Raw genomic sequence first — 23784 nt, 5'->3', positions numbered from 1 at the left:
ATAAAAAAGACCAGCTATTGCTGCTCTGTTTGTGTGTTATTTTCAGTTGTTAATGGTTCTTGTGGAGGATTTTCACCTGTAAGTTTAAAATAATCATTTGCACAAATACGCCGTTTAGCAACTCCTAAATCTAATTCATACAGTCTGGCTCCACGACCACATAACTCACATTTTGTTAACACTCTAAAACAAATAGCTCCTCCGTCATCCATTTGCCTCCATACCTCGACTTTACTAGTGTCATTGGCAATCCCAGCATTGTCTAACATGTCAGCTGGTATTTGAACGAAAACCCCATTTTCTGTTCGTTTTATTTCTACTATTCTTCCCATATAAGGAAGAGTTGCTCCTTCTTGAAAAGGCATCATATAGTTAATATCGTTCATTTATATCTTTCCTTTCTATCCTAATGCGTTGAATTTCCAGCCATTTGGGGTGTTCACGTAAAAGCCTGGGCCCAGATTACCGTCTGCAAAACGAATATGCCCCCACTGTTGAAATGCATTCCCACCAAGACTTACACCTTGCAATGCTCGGATATTCGTGAAAAACTTAACCTCTTTGTTCGTACTTATATCCAACGTGTATCCATCAGGTGCTATACCTATGTTGGTATTCGCATCTCCTATTGCGATCTTATTAAATGGTTGAAGACCATCTGCTCTTTCTGCTGCTGCTCTATCCCAGTCATACATAGATGCATATTTGCCACTCACTAAAGTAACACCTGACACGCAAACTGCTGTACCTTGTCCAATGTTTGCATCTGCAGACTCTACTTTTATCACAACGGCGTGTTCCTGTGGTTTATAGCTAGCTGGGATTGTAAAAGTGAACGACCTACGCTGAATGTCGCCATAGTATGTGCTAGGTGCATCAAATGAAAGTTTTGATTCATACCATATATCATAATGAACATTATCTCTATACGTTACATAACAAATGTGCAGCTGTGGTTTAGCAGTTACCCTCTTTCCATTAATCATAGCGCACCGAAAATGTGCTGATAGTGTATAAACATTACCTGGATGTATTCCGTTTTTAACGGTTGTTTCAGGATAGTTATACATATCTACTCGTGCTGCATTCACCATTTGTTCGTAATCAAACAAGGCTGTATTTTTTTCTATAACTACGTTGCCATTCACTCTCCACGGAAGACCATACCCACCATCAACCCCCCAAAAATCAGGGTTCCCGATGTCTTTCTTTATAGCACTTGAAAAGTCATGGTCACTAATTAGATTGCGTTTAGACATAACTGTTGTTTTCATTCCTCTTTCGTCTTCGTAGAGGAAATCTAATATTTTAATTGTTACACCATTTTTATCAATGGTAATTTTATCACCATTAACGTTTATAACATTCGTATCAATACCTTTTGCCGTTAACCATTTCACCATTGTATCTGCATTAATAGCAAGCTTTGAAACATCAATTGTTATTTGCTCTGCCGTTTGATTGATAGAAGAGATAATATCGCCTTTTTTTACTGTTGACTTGATAGACTCTGCAGTTTGGCTTATTTGCGATTCTAAATTTTCAACATAGCTTTTACCTGCAAATTGGTCATTCGCTTGTTCTTTAGTGTAAACTTTTTCAGCCTCAACACGTAATTTTATTTCCTGTGTGTTCTGATTAATGGAAGACTGTAATTTTTCTGTTACCGTATCAAAATCTTTTTTAGCAATCTTATCAGCAACCAGATCAACTAATTCTTTGTAATTGGTAATATCTTTCGGGTTTGGCATGTATACAGATGGTTCTTTTCCTTGCTGTAGTTGCGGTTGAGATATCCACATTGTACCGTTACGGCGTACCCATATTTCACCTTGTAAACGAGTTATAGGAATGTCGGGAGCCTTGATAGTTGCACTAACCAATATCCATGATCCGTTTACTAATGAATCCTTAAACTCCGTTTGTGTAAAATTTCCTACTGCTGTTGAACCATTGAAGAATTGAAGCTTAACGCACGCCCCTTGGTCTAATAAGTTTTTATCTACTACATAAACCCATGCAGACAACACGTAGTCGCCACTATTTTGTAACGCTCCAATACTTTGAGAAATACCAGTCCAACTATTTGCTACAACCCCTGTATTTGCAATTCTTACTGAGTTATAACCGTCATGGCGTCTGTCTGTTACTGGTGTTACTGTAGCACCTGATACAACTCCTGCTATTGTCCATTTATCAGTACTAGCGATCTCGTTTATTATATTGCCGTTAGCATCAACTGTTTTTTTCTTAAACTCTGTATTGAAGAATTGATTTGTACTACCAAGCGCTCCTACATAAGCTTTCATTTGCTTTTCTGAAATCTTTGAACTTAATGAGTCTTGTGTTTGTGTAATTTCATTCTTGTTTTCTTGAATGAGCTTTCCTTGATCTGTTTGTGTTTCTGTTAGCGTTTTAATATCAAGAGAATTCGAATTTGTGGTCTGCTTCACTTCATTCAAAGTGGTTTGCATTGTACCTTGGTCTTTTTGTACCGTCGAGATTGTTTGTGAGTTCGTATCTACTGTTTGCTTAATCTCATTTGTTGTTTTAGTAAAATCTGCTTTAGAAGTAACTTCATCGTTAGAAAGTTGCCATGTTGTTCGTATGTTACCTTCTTCAATTTTTGCATGGTGTGAGTTTAAATTCCCATCAATATTGCGCCCAGAGTAATAAAATTTAACTTGAGTTACATCTTTATCTTTTATTCTAAATGTAACTGATAGTGGTTCGTCTTTATAATCCACATTAATCTTTAATTGCGAATCAGCACGTACAGATTTCCATTCTTGCTCTCCATCTGTATACGTTATTGCTGTTTCAACACCAAACAAAGGGTTAGTATTGAGTTTTGTCATTTTCCCAGTAAATAAGAAGGAAATAGTAAACGTCTTGTTTCTGTAATTAATCTTATCGGAAACAGTCATTTGTTTACTGTCTGACCAGTTTCCTGTCATGTTCTGTTTACTTAACCCTGTTTCTGAACCGCTAGCTAAATTGGTTGAACCTACAGAAATATTATTTACAGTAGTTTTTAATTCTGTAATGGTATTAGTGTTAGATTCTGCTGTCTGTTTAGCTGTATTAGCTGTTTGAGTTACTAGTTTCAGATTATCAGTTAGAGTTGTTATCTCTGTTTTTTCTGCTTTATTTTTAATCTCTTCGGCTGTGCGCTCAGCAGTCGTTTTTGTTTCAGTCAGTACTTTTATATCACCTTCACGGTTTGTCTCGTATACTTGCTTTCCGATAAGATTACCGTTTACCCACTCTTTCGTATAAGTGTCTTCTTTATTCGCTTTACCTTCAAGTTGCTGATTTAACCAGGTTGTATCAGGCATATCTTTTACTGTCTCTTTTAAAGTATCAATATCTTTTTTTGCATCCTTTATGCTTTGTTGTAACGGTCCTGTATCTGGAACAACCGATTCCCAAACGGTACCTGTCCATATTTTTAAAATACCGGGTTTACCATTGCTAATATCACGCCACAGTGTTTTATTTGGTTTAAGACCTGTTGACGGTGGATTCATTGCCTCGATGATATCAATCATATTATTTTCTATATTCTCTTTTAACTGTTCTGAAATCTCTTTTGCCACTTGAGATTCTTTTACAGCTTGCTCAGACTCTTTCTTTGCTTCTTCAGCTAATATTTCTAGCTGTTCTAATAGTTCTTTGTTAGCTTTATCACCTAATGAAACAAGAATTTTGTTATATAATTTTCTTGACTCTTCATTAGCGTCAACAATTTCACGATAGTCACCAAATACATATTTATCTTGTGAAGGATCAGTAAATGATTCATCACCAGCGATTGCTCGTGCTTCTAAATAAAGTTTCGGTGTAAACCCTGTATCTTTTATTCGGATTGTATCCCCCTCATTAATCAGCTCATGAGCTAGTCCAAATACACGACCTATACTTTGTGCTTGAACTTCATATATATAGGATGTATTTATTCGTTTGGCTAGTTCTGTTTTCATGAGAGTTAAAAGACGTTGTGGTGTTATATCTTCTTCTGTTTCTGGTGTATAAAAGCCAAATTTATGTTGACCTCGCTCATTCCATCGCTGAAACGCATCACTGTCTACAAGATAAGGAACTCCATTATTAATAGTAGAGATGGTTATAAAATCTCCACCTTCTTTTTTTACGAACCCTAATAGGGCTGTACAGATGTTTTGGGAATTCTCAATTCGTTTGATACCCATCAAATCTTTACCAAGAGTTACTTCTTTACCTGTATCACGCCCTCGCTTTTTCACCATATCTACATAACGGCCAACAATTTGAGACCCTACAACTTCCGCACGATATTGGATTTCTAACTCGAACAAGGAAGCAATATTTTTTAAAAACTTAAGTGGATCTATAAATTCATCAATGGTCATTGTGTGAAATCCAGCGTATTCTGTTTTCCCTCTTTTCCACTTTGTACCCACAAGAGCCATATCTATAAACTCATTGACGGTTTTGCCTACAATCTTCTGAGGATTGATAATGCCCGATTTTGCTAGTTGAATCCATTCTCCAGATGCATAAGCGATTACTGATCTATCATCTGAATTTTTTTCAGTCTCAGTAATAACATACGGAACAATCCGTCCGTCTCTTACCTCTTTTAAAACTAAATTTTGCTGTATGAGTGTAGATGCATCTTCTGTATTATCAAATACTTTAAACTCTAATGTATCAATGTTATTTTTTATCTCCCAATGACGTTTATCATCCCAATAGTCTTTTGGTTGTATATTGGAAACGATTTGACTCGTTTTAAAATCAACAACATGTAAAATTCCGCTGGGTGTCCTCATCTAAATCGCTCCCTATACGTTACTTTGGCTGTCCCGACAGTGGAAGGCATAATTTCTAGTTTATTCGAGCCCTTATGAATAACAGGATAATCGCTGAATATGTCCTTTAGATTAATAGCTTTTTTACCATTGATTGATACAAGGCTTCGCTCAGTATCGATAATTACTTTATCCCCAACATCAAAGATATAAGGCGGATTATTTTGTGTATTCATGTTAACCTTCCAGATTTTCAAATCATCAATAGACATTTCCGAACAAAACATGTTATTTGAAAACTGAGAAATGCTAATTTGAACTTGAGCTACTTTGTTCATATTCACGTTATTTTCATCAAACCAGACAACGAACCTTTCAGCATCATCAATCTCCGTACCTAAAATAAATTTAGAAATATATGCTTCCCATCTGTTCCCAGTTCTAGCAAGCCATAAACGACCTCTAAAATTTGTCCAAGTGTCTGGGTGATCTCCATGTTCATTAATGAATACCTGTCCACCTGGTTTTTTACTATTACCTACAGAAGCGAATCCACTGTTTTGCTCGGCTTCCCATTGAACATCGCTCATCGATATACGAGCTACATAATCGCTATTTTCATCAAGAAGACCGATTTCCACACGCCCCATTTGATCCCAATGATGACTATTAATACGTACATAGGCTTGCATAATGAAATCCTGTAATGGTCCTTGTGGAATATTCTTTTTGGCTATGCAACCATGCCAACCTTTTACTGTAGGCTCACCTAGATATTCAGCCATAAAACGATATCCATCTGATTTAAACTTTCCTCCACCTGTCATGTCTTCTGTTTTAGGGACATCCGTCCATCCTATGGTTGTCCCCATCTCGTCCCATAACACACGTTGATTTCTTTCCACTGGAACCTGGTCTGCTTTTAATGGATATCCAATGCGAAAATAATTCGTTTCATTCCATACATCAAGAAATGTGGAAGGCTTCGTCACTTCAACCGCTATAATCGGATTGGATTCTACACTCCCTTTGTTTTGCACATTTGCTATTAACCCACGTCCATCCATTTCAAATTCTACCGTTTTAGTAGGCCCTAACTTATATGGCATTGGACAAACAAAATTCAAAGTACCTTTACCTAAAGTAACAAAATCCTCAGGATCAAAATCTTCATCAATAACCGCCAGGTATGTCCTATCAGGTGTTACATCAAAGACTAATTCAACAGGTTTTTCTGTAATTAACCACTCTGCTATTTCTTCTTTTAATGTTTCTAAGTCAGATCCATCAGGAACAATAATTCCCACCGGAACAGGTAAAACTCGCATTTCAGTTTCTGTCGTTAATAATCTTGCACCTGGATAACCTGGAACACTTAGAAATTTCCGTTTTAACGGCGCCCACGCTGGTTTTTTCCATCCCTTTTCTATTTGAATAAAATCTTTGCGTATGTTGTTAAATGTAAAAGAACTCATACTGTCACCCCGTTTCTTTATAAAATAAAAGAAACCCAAACTTAAAAGTCTGAGTTTCTTTTTGCTTCTCTTTCTTGATACTCGGTTGTATAGCGATAAGTACCGCGTGCCACGTCTCTTCCTTCTAAATTAACAGGTACTTCAATAACTAAATCTCCACCAAGCATTGGAATGACCCCACCGCCAGATGATCCCGAAGAATAATGAATCACTTGATTTGCAACACCAGCTGCTATAGCTTGTCTACTATTTGACATATTTCCATACACACCACTCATAACACTCTTTAATCCCGATAATTGACTCATTGAACTAGCCATCATTCGGCTCATATCACTCATTAGTTGATTCATAGTTCCAGTGATACCGAGGGATCTTTCTTTTGAAGATAACGGCGTAACTGTAATTGAATTCCCTCTTTTAGTAAACAGTTCGGGGCCTTTTTCTCCAGTAATAAATGAGCCATCTCCTACAGGCTTTCCGCCTTTAGCAAGCATCGGTACATGTGGAATAGTCGGCGCGCTAACTCCTGGTATATTGTTTAGTAATTCCGCTGGTGTATTAAAGCCATCTATAAATTTATTTATGATACGAATAATTCCATTGATAGCTGTACGAATACCACTTTTAATACCATCCCATACGCCTAATACTGCTGATTTCATGCCTTCAAAAGCTCCACTAACCGCATTAGTTACCCAACGAACAGGAGTCATAATTGCTTCTTTTAATCCATTCCAGACAGAAGATGCGGTTGACTTGATACCCTCCCAAATGTTTGACAGTGTAGATTTAATACCATTCCAAATACTACTGCTTGTGCTACTAATCATGTTCCAAACCGTTGAAATGGCTTCTTTGATGCTATTGAATACAGAACTCGCTGTGGAAACAATTGCGTTCCATAAGCTAGATAGATAACTTTTAATCGTATTCCATACTGCACTTGTTGTGGAACTAATCGTATTCCATGTATTCACAATCCAATCTTTTATTGAGGTGAATATTGGTGTTACAAAAGCTACTAACCCGTTCCAGCATGATTGTAGGAAATTCTTAACAGCATTCCATACAGACATTGTTGCTGAACTGATTGCATCCCAAACGGTTGTAACTGTATTTTTAATCCACTCAAATACAGTTGTTGCAATTGAAACGATTCCATTCCAACAAGTTGTTAAGAAATTTGTAAGTGCATCCCACACCGCCGTAGCTTTTTCTTTAATAGATTCCCATACCGAAGCTAAAAACTCTCGTATAGACTCGAAAATTGGAGTGGCGAAATATAAAATAGCCGTCCAAATTGCTTGTAAGTATTGAGTAATAAAACCCCATACCGTTTGAATCACCGTGGAAATACCATTCCAAATCATAGAGAAGAAATCAGCAATTCCTTGTAAAATAGGAGTTAAAAAGGCAACTAGTCCATTCCAAGTATTAATGAAAAACTCACTAATCGCTGTCCACACTTCAGAAGTAGTTTGACTGATGCCATTCCAAACTTCTGATAATGTTTCAACTACTCCATCCCAAATTCCAGTCAAATATTCCACAATGGAATTCCATATTTCTGTAGTCGTTTCAACAATAGAATTCCATATTTCAGATAAAGACTCAACTATCCCATTCCATAACTCTATTAAGTATTCCTTAATCGAATTCCAAACTTCCGATGTAGATTCACTAATGCTATTCCACGTTTCACTGGCCCATTGTACAATCCCATCCCATATACCTACTAAAAATTCTCCAATTGCATTCCAAGCATCAATGGTCCATTGTTTGATATCATCCCAATTTTTATAAATTGCAACACCTAGAGCGACAACAAGTGCTACTATTATCGGAATAATAGCAACCAACCCTGTCATCGCCCATCCTATACTTGTTATAACAGCAACTATTGGTGCTAAAGCCATGAATGCTCCTGCAATTACACCAATAGCAACTGCGATAGCTGCCAAAGTAGCTGCTAATTCAGGATTATTAGAAATCCATTCGGCGAATTTAGAAACAAGATCTGCTATAACTTCAAGAACAGGCTGAAGAGCAACTTGTAAATCTTGCATGGCTTGTTGAAATTTAACCGCTGGAGATGCATCTATTTTTGAAGTAGCACCCTGTAAGTCCTCTACTCCTTTTTTTAAATCAACTTGTTTACCTTCCGCTTTCAAAATGGTATCGATAATTTTCTTCCCTTGGTCTTCCCAAAGAGTACCGAACATCTTCGTGCCAAGTGCATTTCTGTCTGTAGCATTTTCAACACCAGCTAAAGCCTTAGTTGCTTCAAGCATAGCCTTTTGTCCATTTTCACCACCGCCAGCAATTGCCTGACCCCATTTTTCAAACTGATCCGCCGAGATTTTTGTTTTATCTAAAACCTCTTGCATAGATTTATCTACACCCGCACCAAATTCGGCCATTTTGATACGTCCTTCTTTCACACCATCTAATAGGTTATCGATATTCCAACTCTTAGTATCTACTCCTGCTGACATAATTCCTTGGACTTCTTTAGCCGAAAATCCAGCTTGAATCATTTGATCTCCATATTCAGCAATAATATCTAATTGTTCTGGTGGAAATCCTGTTTTTAATAATGTATTCACTAGCCCCAATGCTTCCTCGTTCGTAATACCTAACGTTGCACCAATCTCATTGGTTTCTTGTATAAGTTCATTAAAATCAATTCCAGCGTAGGATGCTGCAATAGTCGCTGCCCCTTTAACCACAGCGGCATTTGTTTCATCAGAAGCATCTTTATTCAATGCCCATTGTCTGCGAACTCCTTCTAATGCCTCTTCAGCATCGACACCATAAGTAGTAACACCTCTAATAGCTTCTTCTACTGATTTTTTTGAAGACTCTGGGACATCAAAAGTGATATCAATCTTAGTTTTCAATTTTGACATATCCATTGCTTTTTCAACTGCTGTTGAGATTCCGCCACCAGCTGCCATTCCACCAATGACGTTTTCGAGTCCTACTTTGAGTCCTTCAAACTTCTTCTCTGTTCTTTCGGCTTCTTGTTGCAAATCCCTTAACTCATTTCGAACTTGTTGAATTGAATTTCCAGCATCCACAGATCGAAGAGCTCGTTGTAATTTTTCAATATCAGCTTCTGTTCCTAATGCTTCTCGTCCAATAATCCCAATCGCTTGTTCTAATTGCTTACTTGTTGCTGTACCGTTTCGAATTGCATTTACAAGACGATTACCTAATGCGCCTGCAAAATCATCCACGCTTTTACCTGTAGCGCTAAACAACGTTTCTAATTGTCTTGTTGAACTTGCCACATTTTCTTGTTCAGCTTTCATATTACCAAGCTTATTTTTCAAACCATCAAGTGACCCTTGTGTAAATTCAATTTCACGTCTAAACGCACGATATTGTTCTTCCGATATCTTTCCGTTTTGGAATTGCGCTTGAACCTGCTGCTCCGCTTCTTTTAATTTATCGAGCTTTTGTGTAGTGTTTTCAATTTGTTGTGTAAGCAACTGTTGTTTTTGGGCTAATGCTTCCACATTACCAGGATTAAATTTTAAAAGGCGCTCTACCTCTTTCAGTTCGGTCGCTAAGCTATCACTCTGTTTATTTACATCTTTTAAAGCGTTTTGTAACGGCTGCGTATTCCCACCAATTTCAATCGTAATCCCTTTGATTTTTCCTCCAGCCATTCTTTCACCCCTTTCTTAGAATGAATCAAAGTCTTTTTGGTTTGCTTTTCTGACTTTTTCTTTGTCTGGATTCTCCATTTCAGCGAATTCTGCAATATAATCAAAACAATCTCCAATTGTCATGACTTCCAAATCCCAATGCGTTAATTTCGCTTTATAACAAAGAGCAAGGAACGTATCAGTGGTTAATTCTTCATCACTGAACGTCCCTTGCTCTCCATTACTTTTCTTTATTTTTTTTTTGCGCCCATCGTACTTTGAATCATATCCATAATTTCTGGAATAATCTCTGAGATAGGGAATTCATCAAAACCGTCTAACCATGTAATTGGATCATCAATTTCTGGATTTGCTGTTTTCGCATATAACCAAACTAAATCATATACAACTTCAAAATCTAGCTTACTTAAATCTGCATTTGCTAAATCAATAGTGGCTAGTGAACCCTCTTGAGGATTTGAAGGAGACAAAATCCCTAACTTAAACATATCAGCAAATAAATCACGTCTGAATTGTGCTTTATATCGTTTAACAGTAGCTGCTGTACTTTTTAATCGGACTTGTTTTCCGTCTATTGTAATTGTCTTTTCCATTTACTATTACGCTCCTTTTGGTGCTGCTGGTGTTTTTACATATACTTTTTTGTACCAGTCGTTATAAATTGCTTGTGTTGTTTTAGCAGTCGTTTTCGTTTTAACCATTGGTCTTCCACCAGGTACTAAAACAATTGGGCTAGAAACAAACTTCAGTTCATTTGTATTTGGTTCAGCCGAACTTGTTTTTGTTTTAGATGCAAGTGTTGGACGACTTGCTGAACAGTTATACATAACATGTCGAGTTGCATTCACGTCACCATCAAACTCAAATAATAAAGCGAATGGTTTTCCTTTTGCATCAGCCAATTCATTTAATACACCATCCGTTTCGTCTAATTCTTCACCGAGTGCATCAATAGCAAATTTTTCTGGGATAGTAGCAATACTTAATGTTCCATCGTAACCCTGATTATTACTTGCCGCGTAATAAAGCATGTCATCGGCATAGAATTCAATTAAATCACCGCGTGGCTCAAATGTTAGTTCAACTCCACCAGGTAATGGAATTGGTGTCCCAAATGTAACTAAGAAATCTTTACTATCAAATGGCACGTAATGTACATTTTTCAAACCGAATGTTACCTTGTTTTCATTCATTTACAACAACCTCGTTTCATATGTTTTTTGAAATAATTTCTCAGATTCAATAAAAATCCCATACGAGTCATAAGGTATTTCATGATCGTCTAGGACCTTTTCCAGCTTGGCTTCTGCAACCAAGTCCTTTTTTGTGGTATAAAGTTCGATATTTACATCATTTATCTTGTGATAGACCTTGTTATCAGCCATTAAATTTGCTGAACCATCCACAAGAAAACAAATATAAGGCGGCTCCGGAACTGGATTACCAGGTGTTGCTGTGAAATGCGAATAAGCCACAGGATAACCTGTAGCTTCAAGAATTTTTATAAATTCTCCTAATGTTACTGTCATGATTCAATTGCCCTTTCAATACGTTTTGGCAATTCATCAATTACATACTCTTCAACTGGACGAATATGTACTTTCTCTGGTACTCGTCCACCATCAGCTTTCGCATGACCATTTTCTAAAAGATGCGTCAATTGCCCTTTTGTATTATGGATAACAACAGCTTTATCAACTTTTTTCTTGCGCCAGCCTTTTCGATAACCACCTGTTTTTTTAGGACTATTTTGTCTTAACTTATCTACAGCGATATCAGCTACATCTTCTTGTGCATTTGTTAATTCTTCTTCCACAACATTTGCATATCTTTGTAATTCTCTAGCAAGCTCTCCCGCAAAATCGTTCATATTAAACATGCTCCTTTGCGATAATAGTCAATGTTTGATACATTTCATCATCATTCATTGGCGGTTCGATAATATCAAAGATACGGCCTTTCATATTGATTCGCATTTCTTCTGTAATATCAGAAGTATAAGGAATCACAAAACGATAAACCCGTGTAGCTTGTGAAGCTGAAGCTTCAATGTACTCGGAACCTTTCATCGTTTTTATCATTGACCAGGCTTTCTTTAATTCTTGCCAAGATGTTTCGATTACTTGATTTAATTCATCTTTTATTACTACAGGTTGCTCAATGCTAATTCGATTCCTGAAATCACCTGTATTCAGCGGTTTTTTATACTGAAAAGGACGCATATTACTCACCGTCCAACTTAATTTCTTCTAAAGCTTTTCCAATGCTTAAACTATTAATCTGGCTTAAAAAATTCTTATCAAAATACTCTAAGGCATCGTTATAAACATAACGAGAGCGTTCAAAGACTAATTCCTTGAACACCTCGTCAATATTAAGATCATAATTACCACAAACCCTAGTTAAATCTTTATTGGATGCAAGTAGGATGCGTCTTAGGTTTGTATCTTCATCATCACCTAATCGCATCCTATCTTTGAATTGCTGTAATATTTCATTTGAAATTACCTTATCCATTCACATCATTCCTTATTTAGTTGCTGGTGGAGTTGGTGGTGTAAAAGAAATTTTCAAATCATAAACAAGAGCTGCTTTATTATCTTTTGGTTTACCATTAGCAAACTGTTTGATTGTATAAAGCGTAGCATCTTCAATCGCTAATGTTTGGTCAAACTTTTTAAGTTTGTATCCACCTGCTATCGCTGCGATATATTGTCCTTTCACAAAGAATAATGCTTTTCCAACTGGAACTTCTTCAGATTCAACAGTTTGAATGTTATAAGGTAATGCCATTACCCATTGGCCATTAGCCGTTTGAATTGTGTTACGCGCTTGCACACCAATTGCATCTACAGGATTGACAACCATCACAATTTTATTTAACACTTTACGGGATTTTCCTTTCCCATCAACAGATAAAGCTTTTACTACTTCATAAAGCTCACCAGCAATTACTTCACCATTTTCAGAAGGAGCAAATGTTAGTGTGCCGGATGATTTTTTATCAGTAACCGCACCTGTAGTTGCATTTACATCTTTCATTAAACCTACAGGTTGATGCGCTACTGATCCGCCACCATTTACAAAGCCAAACTCTAAACCAACAGAATAACTTTCTACTAATAATGTTCGAACGTAACGCTCTACCCATACTGGCCCTAATTCAAGCATGTCATTTGGAATAGCACTAAATGCAGTTAATTTAAGTTGTCCAATTTGTTCTTCTCTAAAGGCTGCATTTATTTGCCCTCTAATATCACCGAATAATTCTCCCCATGCATACGCTTTTGTTGCGTCAGAATAAATAAACTTCGTTACTGCTCCTAAATCTTGCATTCCAATTGCTTCAAGTAATGGATGTTCAGTTACTAAATCTTCAAATACACGTTCTTGTGTAGTATATGGAAGAATTGAATCATCCTTAAATCCCCCATCTTGTACAACTGCATTAAAGAATTTACGTTCTTCAGACGTTAAAACGTTTTGTCCACGTGACGTCAAAATTTGAGCGTCTTGCGCTTCGATACGTGCTTGTGCTGAAATCTTTTCTGATAAATCCGTTACAAGAGTATCAAACATATCATCAAATGCAGCAGATAAATCCTCCATTTTTGTATCTTCCGCTTTCACCAGATTCATATATGCTTGTTTTTTCGCTTCAAAGTTTTCCATTGTACCTTTAATTTTCATAACCATAATTATTTCCTCCTAATTTTTGAGAATTAAAAAAACCTTTTCCGTTTTTGATTGCCCTCCACTTGTAAATGTGGTGGTTCTGGATTAGGTTTATTTGATAAATTCATATTTTGTTGTAAGTTATTCGTTACCCTATTAATAATCTGTTCCAACTGTTCATCAGTGATACCACTATCACTTTCTCGATTATCAAATTCTACTTTGTCAGCAAAACCTTCTTGTACTGCTTGTTCAGCAGTAAACCACGTTTCAGCTTCTAATAAATCTGTAATCTCTTCGCGACTTTTACCTGTTTTTTGCTGATAAATTGAAACTATCGACTCATCATACGCTTCGAGTGCATTCAATGTTTTTTGAATATCCTGCTTGTTTCCATAAGCTATTGTTGACGCTTCATGAATCATCATCCGTGAGCCTGTGCGCATAACAATCTCGTCAGCAGCCATTGCAATAATCGATGCAGCAGAAGCTGCTAGTGATGTAACTTCCACAATGACTTTTTTATCTAAGTCCTTTAAGTAATTATAAATCTCAACACCTTGATCAGCATCGCCACCACCACTGTTTAGTTTAATTTTAACTGTAGATGCTCTAACTTCTTTCAAAGCGCTTCTTACACTTTCAGCACTGATAGCATCGTACCACCAACTGCTACTACCGATATAACCTGATAACACCATTTCGTGCTCATCATTTTCTGGATTAACTGCATTAGAAAACTGATAAGGAATATGTTGTATTTTATTTTTCATTCATATTATCTCCTTCAATTGAATTTGCAGATTGATAATTCTTCGTAATTACAAATTCGTCTAGTTCTGGATTATTAGAGCGTTCAGCACCAAACAACTTCCTCACCTGTTATGAAGTGACCTTTGTCAATAGTTTTTCACCCATAATATTTTTCTTGATGGCATACAAAAGCTTCAGAAATAAGATCTATCGACAGTTAACCACTCTGTTATTCGTGGATTGGTTACCTCAGGTTAATGGTTCGTCGTTAGGCTCTTATAATCTCACTGCGTGGATCACACCTTTTCAAATTCTAATAAATAGCTTGTTTATCAGAATTTCAGCCATGCCAGAAGAGGTGAGTCATAGATAGCCAGACCTGTAATTCACTATCTCTGAAGCTCATCTATGCCATCAATTGATACCTTTGGTTTCTAACTATGAATGAATCAATCAACTTCATATCCTTCCCTCTTTATTTTCGGTGAATTTTACCTGTTTCTAATCCCCATATAAAACACCCCAGTTCTCTTGCGATAGCTGTAACGGCAACATTTCTAGGTTTCCCTTGATATATCATGCGATAATATTTTCTTTGTAACCTTTCTACAGCCTGATCCGCATAAGCAATCACTTCGCTTCGTTGCCCTTTTTGTCTTGCTTTCACTCGCTTCGATTTTAATCCGATTGTTCCTTTTACCAACGCATTTGCACATTCTACAAGAGTAGACCTAACGGTCGAATTTCCTTGTTTTGTAATCGAACGTCGACTGATTTTTTCTCCACTTGAGCTTTCGCTTGGTGTCAATCCTACATAAGCCATAAATGCTTTAGCCGTGGGAAAACGAGTGAAGTCTGCAATTTCCACATGAACAGTCATTGCCGATGTTGTATCTATACCTTTTAAGCATCTTAAATTTGCGATTGGTTCTTCGTACCTTTCACGATGAGATAATTCTTCTAATCTCAGACTGAACCGCTCAATTTTATCGACTAGAACATCATACTGTAATAGGTATTCGCCTAACGTTTCTTTGAATAATCCTTGTAGATCAAGATTCTTTAACCATTTCATATAAGCGATTGTCCAGCTTGATTTCCCTTCATACACATAGCCATGCCTTAAAAGGAATGCTTTTATCTGTTGTTTTATTTTTTTCAAAGATGTTTTAAAATCACCTAACATGCGGATATACTCTTTCACGGCAACATCCTCTTCTTCTGGAACATATACTTCTTTATAGGTGCCATTTGCTAAATTAAGAGCAATCATTTTGGCATCGAATTTATCATTTTTAACCATTTTATTTTTTGATGAACTGTACATTGTTGTGGGAGCTAAAATATCACAATCAATTCCATTTTGTTCAAGAAGATTATGAAGTGAATACCCTAAACAACCAGCCTCATATCCAGCTTTAATTTTTATATCTTCACCATATTTTGTTTTCAGTTTCTCAACGAATTTTTTTACGAGAGATACATTTGAAGCACATCGTGCTTCTCTTACAATTTCCCCAGTTGTTCCGTGTAGTGCACATAAGCTAAAACTTTCCTTGTGGACATCCATCCCAATATAGATTATATTTTCCATAGTGGCCTCCTATTATCATAGGGTATAACCCCATTCATAATGTTTTCATTCATTATTATGGGTTAAAATCCCTGACTTGATAATCTAGGAGGTCGCTTCATATTATCTCATTTCTAGTGAATGCACCACTGGCTACTAATTTATCAACAGCCTCAGCATGATCTATAATATCTTTCTCTTTCACGCCTGTTACTTCAATTTTTTCTCCTGATAGGAAATTCTTTTTTTCAATTAATTTCGCATTTAATTCATCTTCAATCTTTTTAATCAGAGGACTAATACAAAACTTTATATACGCTTTAATTGATGTTTCGTAATCTCCCATATCGCCACGAACTAATGCCGTAGGAATACCTAAAATATTAGCCACATGATCTATTAAATCTTTTTTTAATTTAGATAGTTCCTCTACAGACCTTCCATTATTTGAACCATCGGCAATTTCCGTATAATTAAAACCCTTTATCTTTGGAACAATTGCAAAAGCATTTTTCCGAAACGCCCCAAACAATTTATCCATAAAGCTTTGTAATTTAGTAAGGTTTTCCCCTTCCAAATTCTGTGCAGATTCCATCTCAGCGGTTGCACGTATTTGATTAGAAAACATATTTGTCTCAATCATACGACTAAAAAGTTGAGTATAATCTTTAAATATTCCACTCATGAATTTTGTCAATTCTTCATTGTTATAAGTAATGTAGATAACCTCGTCCATTTGAAATGACCTTTGAAACGTGTAATCCTTTACGGTTACATTTTTAAATACATCAGGGTATACTGCATATTCAACACGGTCAAAATGATCAGCAATGAGTAAATCATTTTGATCTGTAAGAATTGCCAACACTTCATTATCAAGAATCAATTTATACACAAAATCTTGCCAAAAGTCAGCGGCACTTTGATCTGTATTCGGTCTAATGTTCAGTAAGTAATGCCAATCATTATATTGACGTGTATCCTTTTTCATCATCCGAAATTCAGACAGCGAAACGGTTCGAGCAATAAAATTAATACAAGTTTCTAAAGCTACTTTTTTTAAATACGCTCTTTGATTCGTTTCAATACCAAAGAAATCAAAATCATTTAGCATCGTATTAATCTCTTGATTTTTACCAAGTACATCCGACAACCAACTCATATTTCCCCTCACCCCTTTCTTAAAAGTTTAATGCATTCAGCAAGTCTAGCGCTGCGCCAACATCTGTTTCTCTTACCTCATCCGCTCGATACATAGCATGTACAAACGCCTGGAATCCATCTGTTTTTCTGCGAACTGGTTCTTTCTTTTCATACATTTTATTTCCATCTTTTTTAATAACAACGAGTACATTATTGGTATACCAACGCATTAACGGATTATCACCAAATACAATTTGACGATGTGCGAATGCAACTTCAATTCTAGGAGCAAGCAAACCATGAATAGCTCTCGGATTTCTAATTACTTCAACTTCAAATCCAGCGTCCTCAAAAAGTGTTCTTAATAAATCTGCACGATAATTATCCATTATGATTTTTTTGATATCATAATAGTTTCGCATTTCAACAAACCAAGCAACGATAGTATTTGGATCAATTGTTTCGCCTTCCACAACTGTCAGAAGATCTTGCTCTTCCCATTCTCGAATTGGTGCAAACTTCTTCTTACCAGCTATTTCAGCATCCTGTTTTTTCGAATAACTATAATATTTATCAACGAATTCCTTTCTAGCATACGAATGAGATTTCCATAAATAATCACCCTTACTTCTAAAAAGTAATCCACATGATGCGAAATCACGAATACTTGCATAATCAAGCGCGCCAATACATTCATGACCTCGTAAATCTGGCAATTCACGATTAGTTGCTGCAATCTCTTCCCATTTTGCAACTGACCTTTCTAAATCTGTAACAGGTAAATTCATTCGTTTTGTCATGAACTCTTCTCTATTACTTGGGTCATCTTCTAAATCTTCGTATTCTTCTTTTATAGTTTCAAGTAACCCCTCAGCATATTCGCTCAATGGTTTAGATAACATAGGATTAGCAAGTTCCCAATTATCAATATCATCCACTTCAGTTTCATCATTCAATTTACAGATAAAAGGAAAGACAGCATTCGGACGTGCTTCACCGTTCAATACCTTCATTGCCTTTTCTTTTTGCTTATCTAAGAAACCGTCACGAACATATCCATCTGTACCAATGTAAAATTCACGTGGGTTTTTCTTTTTCCCTAAACCACTGATATGAACGCGGACATCTTTATTACTTTCGTATTGATGTATTTCATCAAATACAACCGCACCATCACGCAAACCATCTTTTGTATCACCGTTTGAAGTCCTAAACTTCAGTACACTTTCAGTAGCCTTTGAAACCGTTTGAGTTAACGTTGTTTTAAAGGCTCTTTTCAAGACCTCATTCTTCTTCACACATTTATGAACTTCATCAGGGCTTGTTTTCGCCTGTTCTTCACTATTCGCAACAACTGAAATGTTATACTCTGGAATGCCATGTAATTCACTAATTAAAAAATGAATAATAACAGAAATCAGACCATTTTTACCGCCGCCACGCCCTAACATCCATAGGAATTTACGATAAAATACACGTCCATTTTTCTTATAAAACAAAAAGACGAATGCTATTAAGAATTTTTGAAATGGTTGCATCGGAAAATACCACTTCTCACCGAAGTTAATACAATCCTCAATCATTTCATCATCAAAATACAAATCGTCTCTATTTAAAACGTATTTTTCTAGATATCCAATTAACAGTTCTCTTTCTTTATTGAACTTCACTTTCCCACTTCGATAAAGTTCAATATATTCTTCTACATATTTTTGCTTAATCATGTAAGATCACTTTTGTTATATCCTGTATCAGGGATAGTATTTTTAACAACAAACTTTATATCTCTCCCTAACGCAATTAAAGAACTGTTAATTTTATTCCTCTCACTTATAAGAGGGTGGGCCTTAACGAAAACTTGAGTTCCATTTTTGATTGTTACGGATTCCCCTTCTTTCGTTATCGTTTTATTAATTTTTCGAAATGCTTTAACTAGATCAATATAGCGTTCCACCTTTTCAACTTCAACTAAATCTGTCGTATCAATACTATTCATTAACTGTTCCTTTAACCTTACAATACTAACAGCCATCTACCCACCCCCCTTACGCGCGTATTTTCGAAAAAAAACTGACAGTTAACCCCCTCCCCGGTGCCCCTTAGAGCAATTTTTGATGAAATATTTTAAGGGGGGGTGTTATTATCGAATCATTTTTACCACTTTTCATCGTTTTCCCATTTGTTTATCTTTTTAACAAACACTCTACCGTGCTCTTTATTATGGCAATCCACACAGACTGTTTCCAAATTACCTATTTCTAATGCAAGTTCTGGATGATGTTCGAGTTCTTTAATATGATGGACAACGAGTTGTATCTTCTTACGCTTTGCACTCTCACTGTATTCATTGGTATCTGTTTGTACTCGACCATTGCGCTTACACTCTTGGCATTCATAGTTGTCACGCTTCTTTACTTGTTCACGTATTCTCTTCCACTCGCCACTGTCATAGAACTTACGCTTTTGTTGTTTTGTTTTATATTCTTCCATCACTTATTTACCTTTCATTTTGTCCTAAATATGGACATTTTTGAGTATTTACTGTTATGTTCCTCATGTTATAGTAAGAGTACCCTAATTCCCGAGACCACCTGGTCAACGGATATCGTTTATATTTGCACAGTTGCACATCTTCCTAAGCAGATGATGCAGCTGTGCTTATTTAATTACTCCATCAGAAATTCACCCATTGTTTTATCGAGCATTTGTCTCACTCTCATCATTTCTTTTCAAATTACTTTGAGCTACTGTCCTATATTCCGATTCTTCTTTTTCTTTTTTTTAAATAACATGCTTCCTACACCTCCTAATAAAATTAAGAAAAGCACCCAGATGGATGCTCCCTTATTTCATATGACACTCCCTCGCTTTTACTACTATTGGAAAACTATCTTTTATAGTGTCAGCAACAACAAGAAGATAACTGACCACGAATCTCACCACTAGGATGTTGGACAGTACGAACATTAATATAAATATTTTCAACATTAATTTCATTTACAAGATCCCTTAACGAATGACCTGCTAATGAACCAACTAAATTAGCTTGAGTAATTTCTCCTGTAAAAATAGCATATTCTATTGAAATAGGTTTTTCAATTGGTCCAAATAAAAACCCCACAACAGGACCATTGGTCCCCTTTGGACCTAAATGTAGATGCCCCATTGTTACCTGATCTAGTGCATATAATCTCAATTTAAACTCTAAACTACGATTATCCTGACTTAATACAAAATATGCCTTTCCTCGAGCCATTGTTTCTACTGCGGGAACTTCCTCTACTCCACATAGGTTTGAGAAAAACATAATAATATAGTCCTCCCTTTGAGTCTTACTAAGGTGTGTCACAATTTACGATTTTCTTCTATATCGTATGTAAATAAATAAACAAGCGTGTCCTTATCACAGATGAGTTTAATTTATGCATAAAAATGAATTAAATATACAAAGTGACTTCCTATAAAATCATTTATGTTTAGTAGATAAATCAAGAACCAACTGTTATATCAATGTTTATTTAGTTTACATAAGATATCCCTTTATTCAATCCTTATACATTTTCTTTAAACCAATTTTTTTAACACTATGCATTTGTGATTCCTTACATAAACTTCACATTGTTAACTTTCTGTATTTTTTAGTTATATAAACCAAAATTTACATATAGTATCTTGAGCACCTTCCTTAACACGGTAAATTTCTAAAAAACGGGTACTCCGTCACCGGTACTCGTTTTTTTACATAATGAAAGAAAAAATCAAAATAAAAAAGGTATTTAACACCAAACGTAGAATACAATACATATCTTACTCTCTTATGTTTTTGGTTTACATGTACAACAGAGGCGATTTCCTTCGCCTCTTTTTTTATTGCACTCATTTTCATTGGTATAAAAAACCAAATATTAGCACATAGTAAGAATGGAAGAAGGACAGATGATATTGTGTTTGTATGAATTCCCCTTTGTTTCCACACACGATTATATAACCAAATACGTTTGTCCTTCTTCTATAAAGGATGAAAAATGCATCATGCGAATTTATACTCCACATGACCTGCCATACATTGCATTTGCATTTTTCATTCCTTTTGAAATGAATTATATAATACGGTACGTGATATTTTAATATCCATTCACCACTGTTATCGAACCTTACCTTATTCACGACATATGCATTTTCTAATTTTGGCATACGAAAGAGGGCACTCCCCTCCAGATAAGTGCCCTCTCGTAAAGAGGAATTGTAACTGTTCCCTATAAATGTATGATTCGGCATTCCGATTATGTCTAAAATTTGGTAAATCCAACAAAATTAATTAGTTTTTTGGTAACAATCTTTATCTATTGTACATATATTATCTTGAAATCCTTCTTGTCAAACTATTATTTATTTAGGACTCACTCTCATAACAATAATAGTAGACTATCAGTTTCAAAAATCGAGTACTGCCTCTGTCACCAGTACTCGATTTTTTACATAATAATCAAAATAAAAAGGTGTTTAACACCAAACGTAGAATACAATACATATCTTACTCTCTTATGTTTTTGGTTTACATGTACAACAGAGGTGATTTCCTTCGCCTCTTTTTTTATTGCACTCATTTTTATTGGTATAAAAAACCAAATATTAGCGCATAGTAAGAATGGAAGAAGGACAGACGATAACATTTGCGCATGGAAACACACTACCTTCTGATGTTTGTTCTTCCTCCACTTAGTCGTTGTTTTTCTCTATAAAGGATGAAAAATGCATTGTAATCCAAATTACCTACCTCGCACAGTGCATTTTTCATTTCTTTTGAAATGAATTTTATAATCCGGTACGTGATATTTTAATACCCACACATAAACAAAAGGGCAATCGTGCACCAGTTGCCCTTTCGTCAATTTCCTATGTTATTAATATAAACACAGTAAATGAAGTTTTATTCTTCGTCCAATTACCTAATGTTATTTACATTTATCTGCTCCGACGTTATTAAGTAACTGGAAGAAGAGCAAAAGCCCTCCTTGATAACGGTATCACTCAATCAGTACCATCTACTAGTTTCGGATTTTATGCGCCGTCATCATGAAACCGTTTAAACAACATATATTATAAAGAAATTTTATGAGTTGTGTTTTCCGCCACTTCTCACAATACAAATATAACACGAAAATTCGAAAACAACCGGCATATTTCCTGCCAAAAAGCGGTCACGACTCTGCCAACTTTTTTCATAGTTTAAATTTTTCTACTGCATCTGTTAGCTCAACTGCCACTCCTAATAAGCTTTTTTTCGTTCCTGTTTCTGCTTCTTTCTTTTTAATAAGCCACTCTGGATAATTTAATTCTTCTAGAAGATTTCTAAAATATTTTGGATGTACTTGTAGGATATCAGGGTTCTTCCCGTTAAACCTTCGATATTTAATTAGCGCTTCTAATAATTCTTCATTTAACATGAATTATATTTCCTCCCCTTATATTCTATGTCTATAAATATTCATTACTCTCTACAATGATTCCTGTAAATGGGTTACCCATATCTTCTATTTTGTGTAACTAAACCAAACGCTACAGCCCTTGATATTCATAGCTTCATAACACTTCCTCTTTTGAGTTACACAACACAATAAAAATGAGTAACTGTATAGAATTAAAAAGAAAAAAGCAATGATTAGATTTTAAATCTAGTCATTGCTTTATCCATTGCATCTTGATTTACTCCTATATATCGTAATGTTACTCGTTGACTCGAATGATTAAATATCTCCATTAGCAAGGCTATATTCTTTGTCTGTATGTACATATGGTAGCCGAATGTTTTACGTAGTGTATGTGTTCCAATCTCATCTAAGCCAAACTCTGCTGCTGTGGAACTAAGTATTTTATATGCCATACTTCTTCCTATTGGTCGATTCTTTCCTTGTCTGCTCTTGATTAGATATTCATGATCTTCCATCTCTTCGATGTACCATTTCAATTCTCTTCTTAATGCTGCAGTAATCTGAATTCGTTTCTGCTTACCCGTCTTCATTTCACGCATTGAGATATGACTTCCTTTTAAATCTCCAATCTTCAGTTTTAGAATGTCACTAATACGTAGACCCGTATTAATTCCCATTACAAACAAGATATAATTCCGTTCATTCTTTTCTCTTAAATACTCTTTAATTTGTTGTATTTGATCTGGATCACGTATTGGCTGGACAAAATTCATTATTCAATCCCTCCAGTTTCTTCTGTCTCGTAAACTTCTAACCTAAGAGCAAAAGCTAAATTATAAAACGCCATGGACTTCCAACGGCGATATGTACGTTCAGTCATTCCAATTTCGTTATAAATCATATAATCGCATACATCCTCTTCTTCCAAATAACGTTTACTAATAATATCTCTTTGAATTCTTCCGGCATTGCTATTACCTAAACGATTTAAAAACTGATCGATACGAAATGACATTTTCTTCATCCACTCTTCTCGCTCATTTTGTTGTATATTAGCCATCGCTACATCTTCTAATGGCTTTCCAACATCATTTGTAGGTCCGTGATATCTAATTTCATAAGAAGGAGTGACTTTCATTTCTTCACGCATCATTCCAAACTGTCTATATAAACGTACATTTTCAAGAACACCTTCTAATTTTTTCTGTGTTGCTACTCTATCAATTTTTGGTAAGAAAGATAATTGTATAGTCATGTAAGACC

Annotated in this window: 21 protein-coding genes and 1 pseudogene; all 22 read right to left on the bottom strand. The window is 35.7% G+C overall.

The features are described 5' to 3' along the window. Positions 1 to 14: 14 nt before the first annotated feature. Positions 15 to 386, bottom strand: coding sequence for a hypothetical protein (locus MHH55_RS22960; RefSeq protein ID WP_078187612.1), 372 nt, complete (start codon positions 384 to 386; stop codon positions 15 to 17). A gap of 15 nt (positions 387 to 401) precedes the next feature. Continuing rightward, complete coding sequence (locus MHH55_RS22955) at positions 402 to 4814, bottom strand: phage tail spike protein (protein ID WP_078187611.1); 4413 nt, start codon at positions 4812 to 4814, stop codon at positions 402 to 404. Continuing rightward, positions 4811 to 6268, bottom strand: a complete 1458-nt coding sequence (locus MHH55_RS22950) for a distal tail protein Dit (protein WP_078187610.1) — start codon at positions 6266 to 6268, stop codon at positions 4811 to 4813. Before MHH55_RS22950 ends, MHH55_RS22955 begins: the two co-directional genes overlap by 4 nt. A gap of 41 nt (positions 6269 to 6309) precedes the next feature. Then, complete coding sequence (locus MHH55_RS22945) at positions 6310 to 9945, bottom strand: phage tail protein (protein ID WP_340881418.1); 3636 nt, start codon at positions 9943 to 9945, stop codon at positions 6310 to 6312. 230 nt (positions 9946 to 10175) lie between these two features. Then, positions 10176 to 10538: a hypothetical protein gene (locus MHH55_RS22940; protein ID WP_000415931.1), complete on the bottom strand. Its 363-nt coding sequence runs from the start codon at positions 10536 to 10538 to the stop codon at positions 10176 to 10178. Between the two features lie 6 nt (positions 10539 to 10544). Continuing rightward, positions 10545 to 11138, bottom strand: a complete 594-nt coding sequence (locus MHH55_RS22935) for a major tail protein (RefSeq protein ID WP_001004920.1) — start codon at positions 11136 to 11138, stop codon at positions 10545 to 10547. Then, complete coding sequence (locus MHH55_RS22930) at positions 11139 to 11474, bottom strand: hypothetical protein (protein ID WP_000219079.1); 336 nt, start codon at positions 11472 to 11474, stop codon at positions 11139 to 11141. Further along, positions 11471 to 11815: an HK97 gp10 family phage protein gene (locus MHH55_RS22925; RefSeq protein WP_000997538.1), complete on the bottom strand. Its 345-nt coding sequence runs from the start codon at positions 11813 to 11815 to the stop codon at positions 11471 to 11473. Before MHH55_RS22925 ends, MHH55_RS22930 begins: the two co-directional genes overlap by 4 nt. A 1-nt stretch (position 11816) precedes the next feature. Further along, positions 11817 to 12167, bottom strand: a complete 351-nt coding sequence (locus tag MHH55_RS22920) for a phage head closure protein (RefSeq protein ID WP_001247297.1) — start codon at positions 12165 to 12167, stop codon at positions 11817 to 11819. A gap of 1 nt (position 12168) precedes the next feature. Beyond that, the gene (locus MHH55_RS22915) at positions 12169 to 12462 is read right to left on the bottom strand and encodes a hypothetical protein (protein ID WP_078188133.1); all 294 of its coding nucleotides are present in this window, start codon (positions 12460 to 12462) and stop codon (positions 12169 to 12171) included. Between the two features lie 12 nt (positions 12463 to 12474). Then, positions 12475 to 13635, bottom strand: coding sequence for a phage major capsid protein (locus tag MHH55_RS22910; RefSeq protein WP_371404327.1), 1161 nt, complete (start codon positions 13633 to 13635; stop codon positions 12475 to 12477). Positions 13636 to 13667: 32 nt separating this feature from the next. Beyond that, entirely contained in the window at positions 13668 to 14393 is a 726-nt protein-coding gene (locus tag MHH55_RS22905; protein WP_000791073.1) for a head maturation protease, ClpP-related, read from the bottom strand. Continuing rightward, a pseudogene (locus MHH55_RS22900) lies at positions 14383 to 14502 on the bottom strand (phage portal protein); the annotation flags it as partial. The gene MHH55_RS22905 and the pseudogene MHH55_RS22900, both read right to left, overlap by 11 nt. Positions 14503 to 14848: 346 nt before the next feature. Then, positions 14849 to 15967 (bottom strand): IS110 family transposase, encoded by a 1119-nt coding sequence (locus MHH55_RS22895; protein WP_340880263.1) that lies wholly within the window; start codon positions 15965 to 15967, stop codon positions 14849 to 14851. Positions 15968 to 16064: 97 nt separating this feature from the next. Next, entirely contained in the window at positions 16065 to 17108 is a 1044-nt protein-coding gene (locus tag MHH55_RS22890) for a phage portal protein (RefSeq protein WP_340881414.1), read from the bottom strand. Positions 17109 to 17127: 19 nt separating this feature from the next. Then, positions 17128 to 18813, bottom strand: coding sequence for a terminase large subunit domain-containing protein (locus MHH55_RS22885; protein WP_000595321.1), 1686 nt, complete (start codon positions 18811 to 18813; stop codon positions 17128 to 17130). Continuing rightward, positions 18810 to 19121, bottom strand: coding sequence for a P27 family phage terminase small subunit (locus MHH55_RS22880; protein ID WP_016125621.1), 312 nt, complete (start codon positions 19119 to 19121; stop codon positions 18810 to 18812). Before MHH55_RS22880 ends, MHH55_RS22885 begins: the two co-directional genes overlap by 4 nt. 122 nt (positions 19122 to 19243) lie before the next feature. Beyond that, complete coding sequence (locus MHH55_RS22875; protein WP_078187286.1) at positions 19244 to 19579, bottom strand: HNH endonuclease; 336 nt, start codon at positions 19577 to 19579, stop codon at positions 19244 to 19246. A gap of 412 nt (positions 19580 to 19991) precedes the next feature. Further along, positions 19992 to 20396, bottom strand: a complete 405-nt coding sequence (locus MHH55_RS22870; protein WP_078187285.1) for a CHRD domain-containing protein — start codon at positions 20394 to 20396, stop codon at positions 19992 to 19994. Between the two features lie 1915 nt (positions 20397 to 22311). Further along, positions 22312 to 22536 carry a hypothetical protein gene (locus MHH55_RS22865; RefSeq protein ID WP_078187283.1) on the bottom strand — a complete coding sequence of 75 codons (225 nt, stop codon included), beginning with the start codon at positions 22534 to 22536 and terminating at the stop codon, positions 22312 to 22314. A 215-nt stretch (positions 22537 to 22751) separates the two neighbouring features. Then, a complete protein-coding gene (locus tag MHH55_RS22860) occupies positions 22752 to 23294 on the bottom strand; it encodes a site-specific integrase (RefSeq protein ID WP_078187282.1) in 543 nt (180 codons plus the stop codon). Then, positions 23294 to 23776 (bottom strand): ArpU family phage packaging/lysis transcriptional regulator, encoded by a 483-nt coding sequence (locus MHH55_RS22855; protein WP_078187281.1) that lies wholly within the window; start codon positions 23774 to 23776, stop codon positions 23294 to 23296. The genes MHH55_RS22860 and MHH55_RS22855 overlap by 1 nt, the downstream gene beginning before the upstream one ends. Between the last annotated feature and the right edge of the window lie 8 nt (positions 23777 to 23784).

Origin of the sequence: Bacillus sp. FSL K6-2944 (genome assembly GCF_038005385.1) — a bacterium.
GTDB lineage: Bacteria > Bacillota > Bacilli > Bacillales > Bacillaceae_G > Bacillus_A > Bacillus_A cereus.
This window is presented reverse-complemented; position numbering and strand designations above follow the sequence as displayed.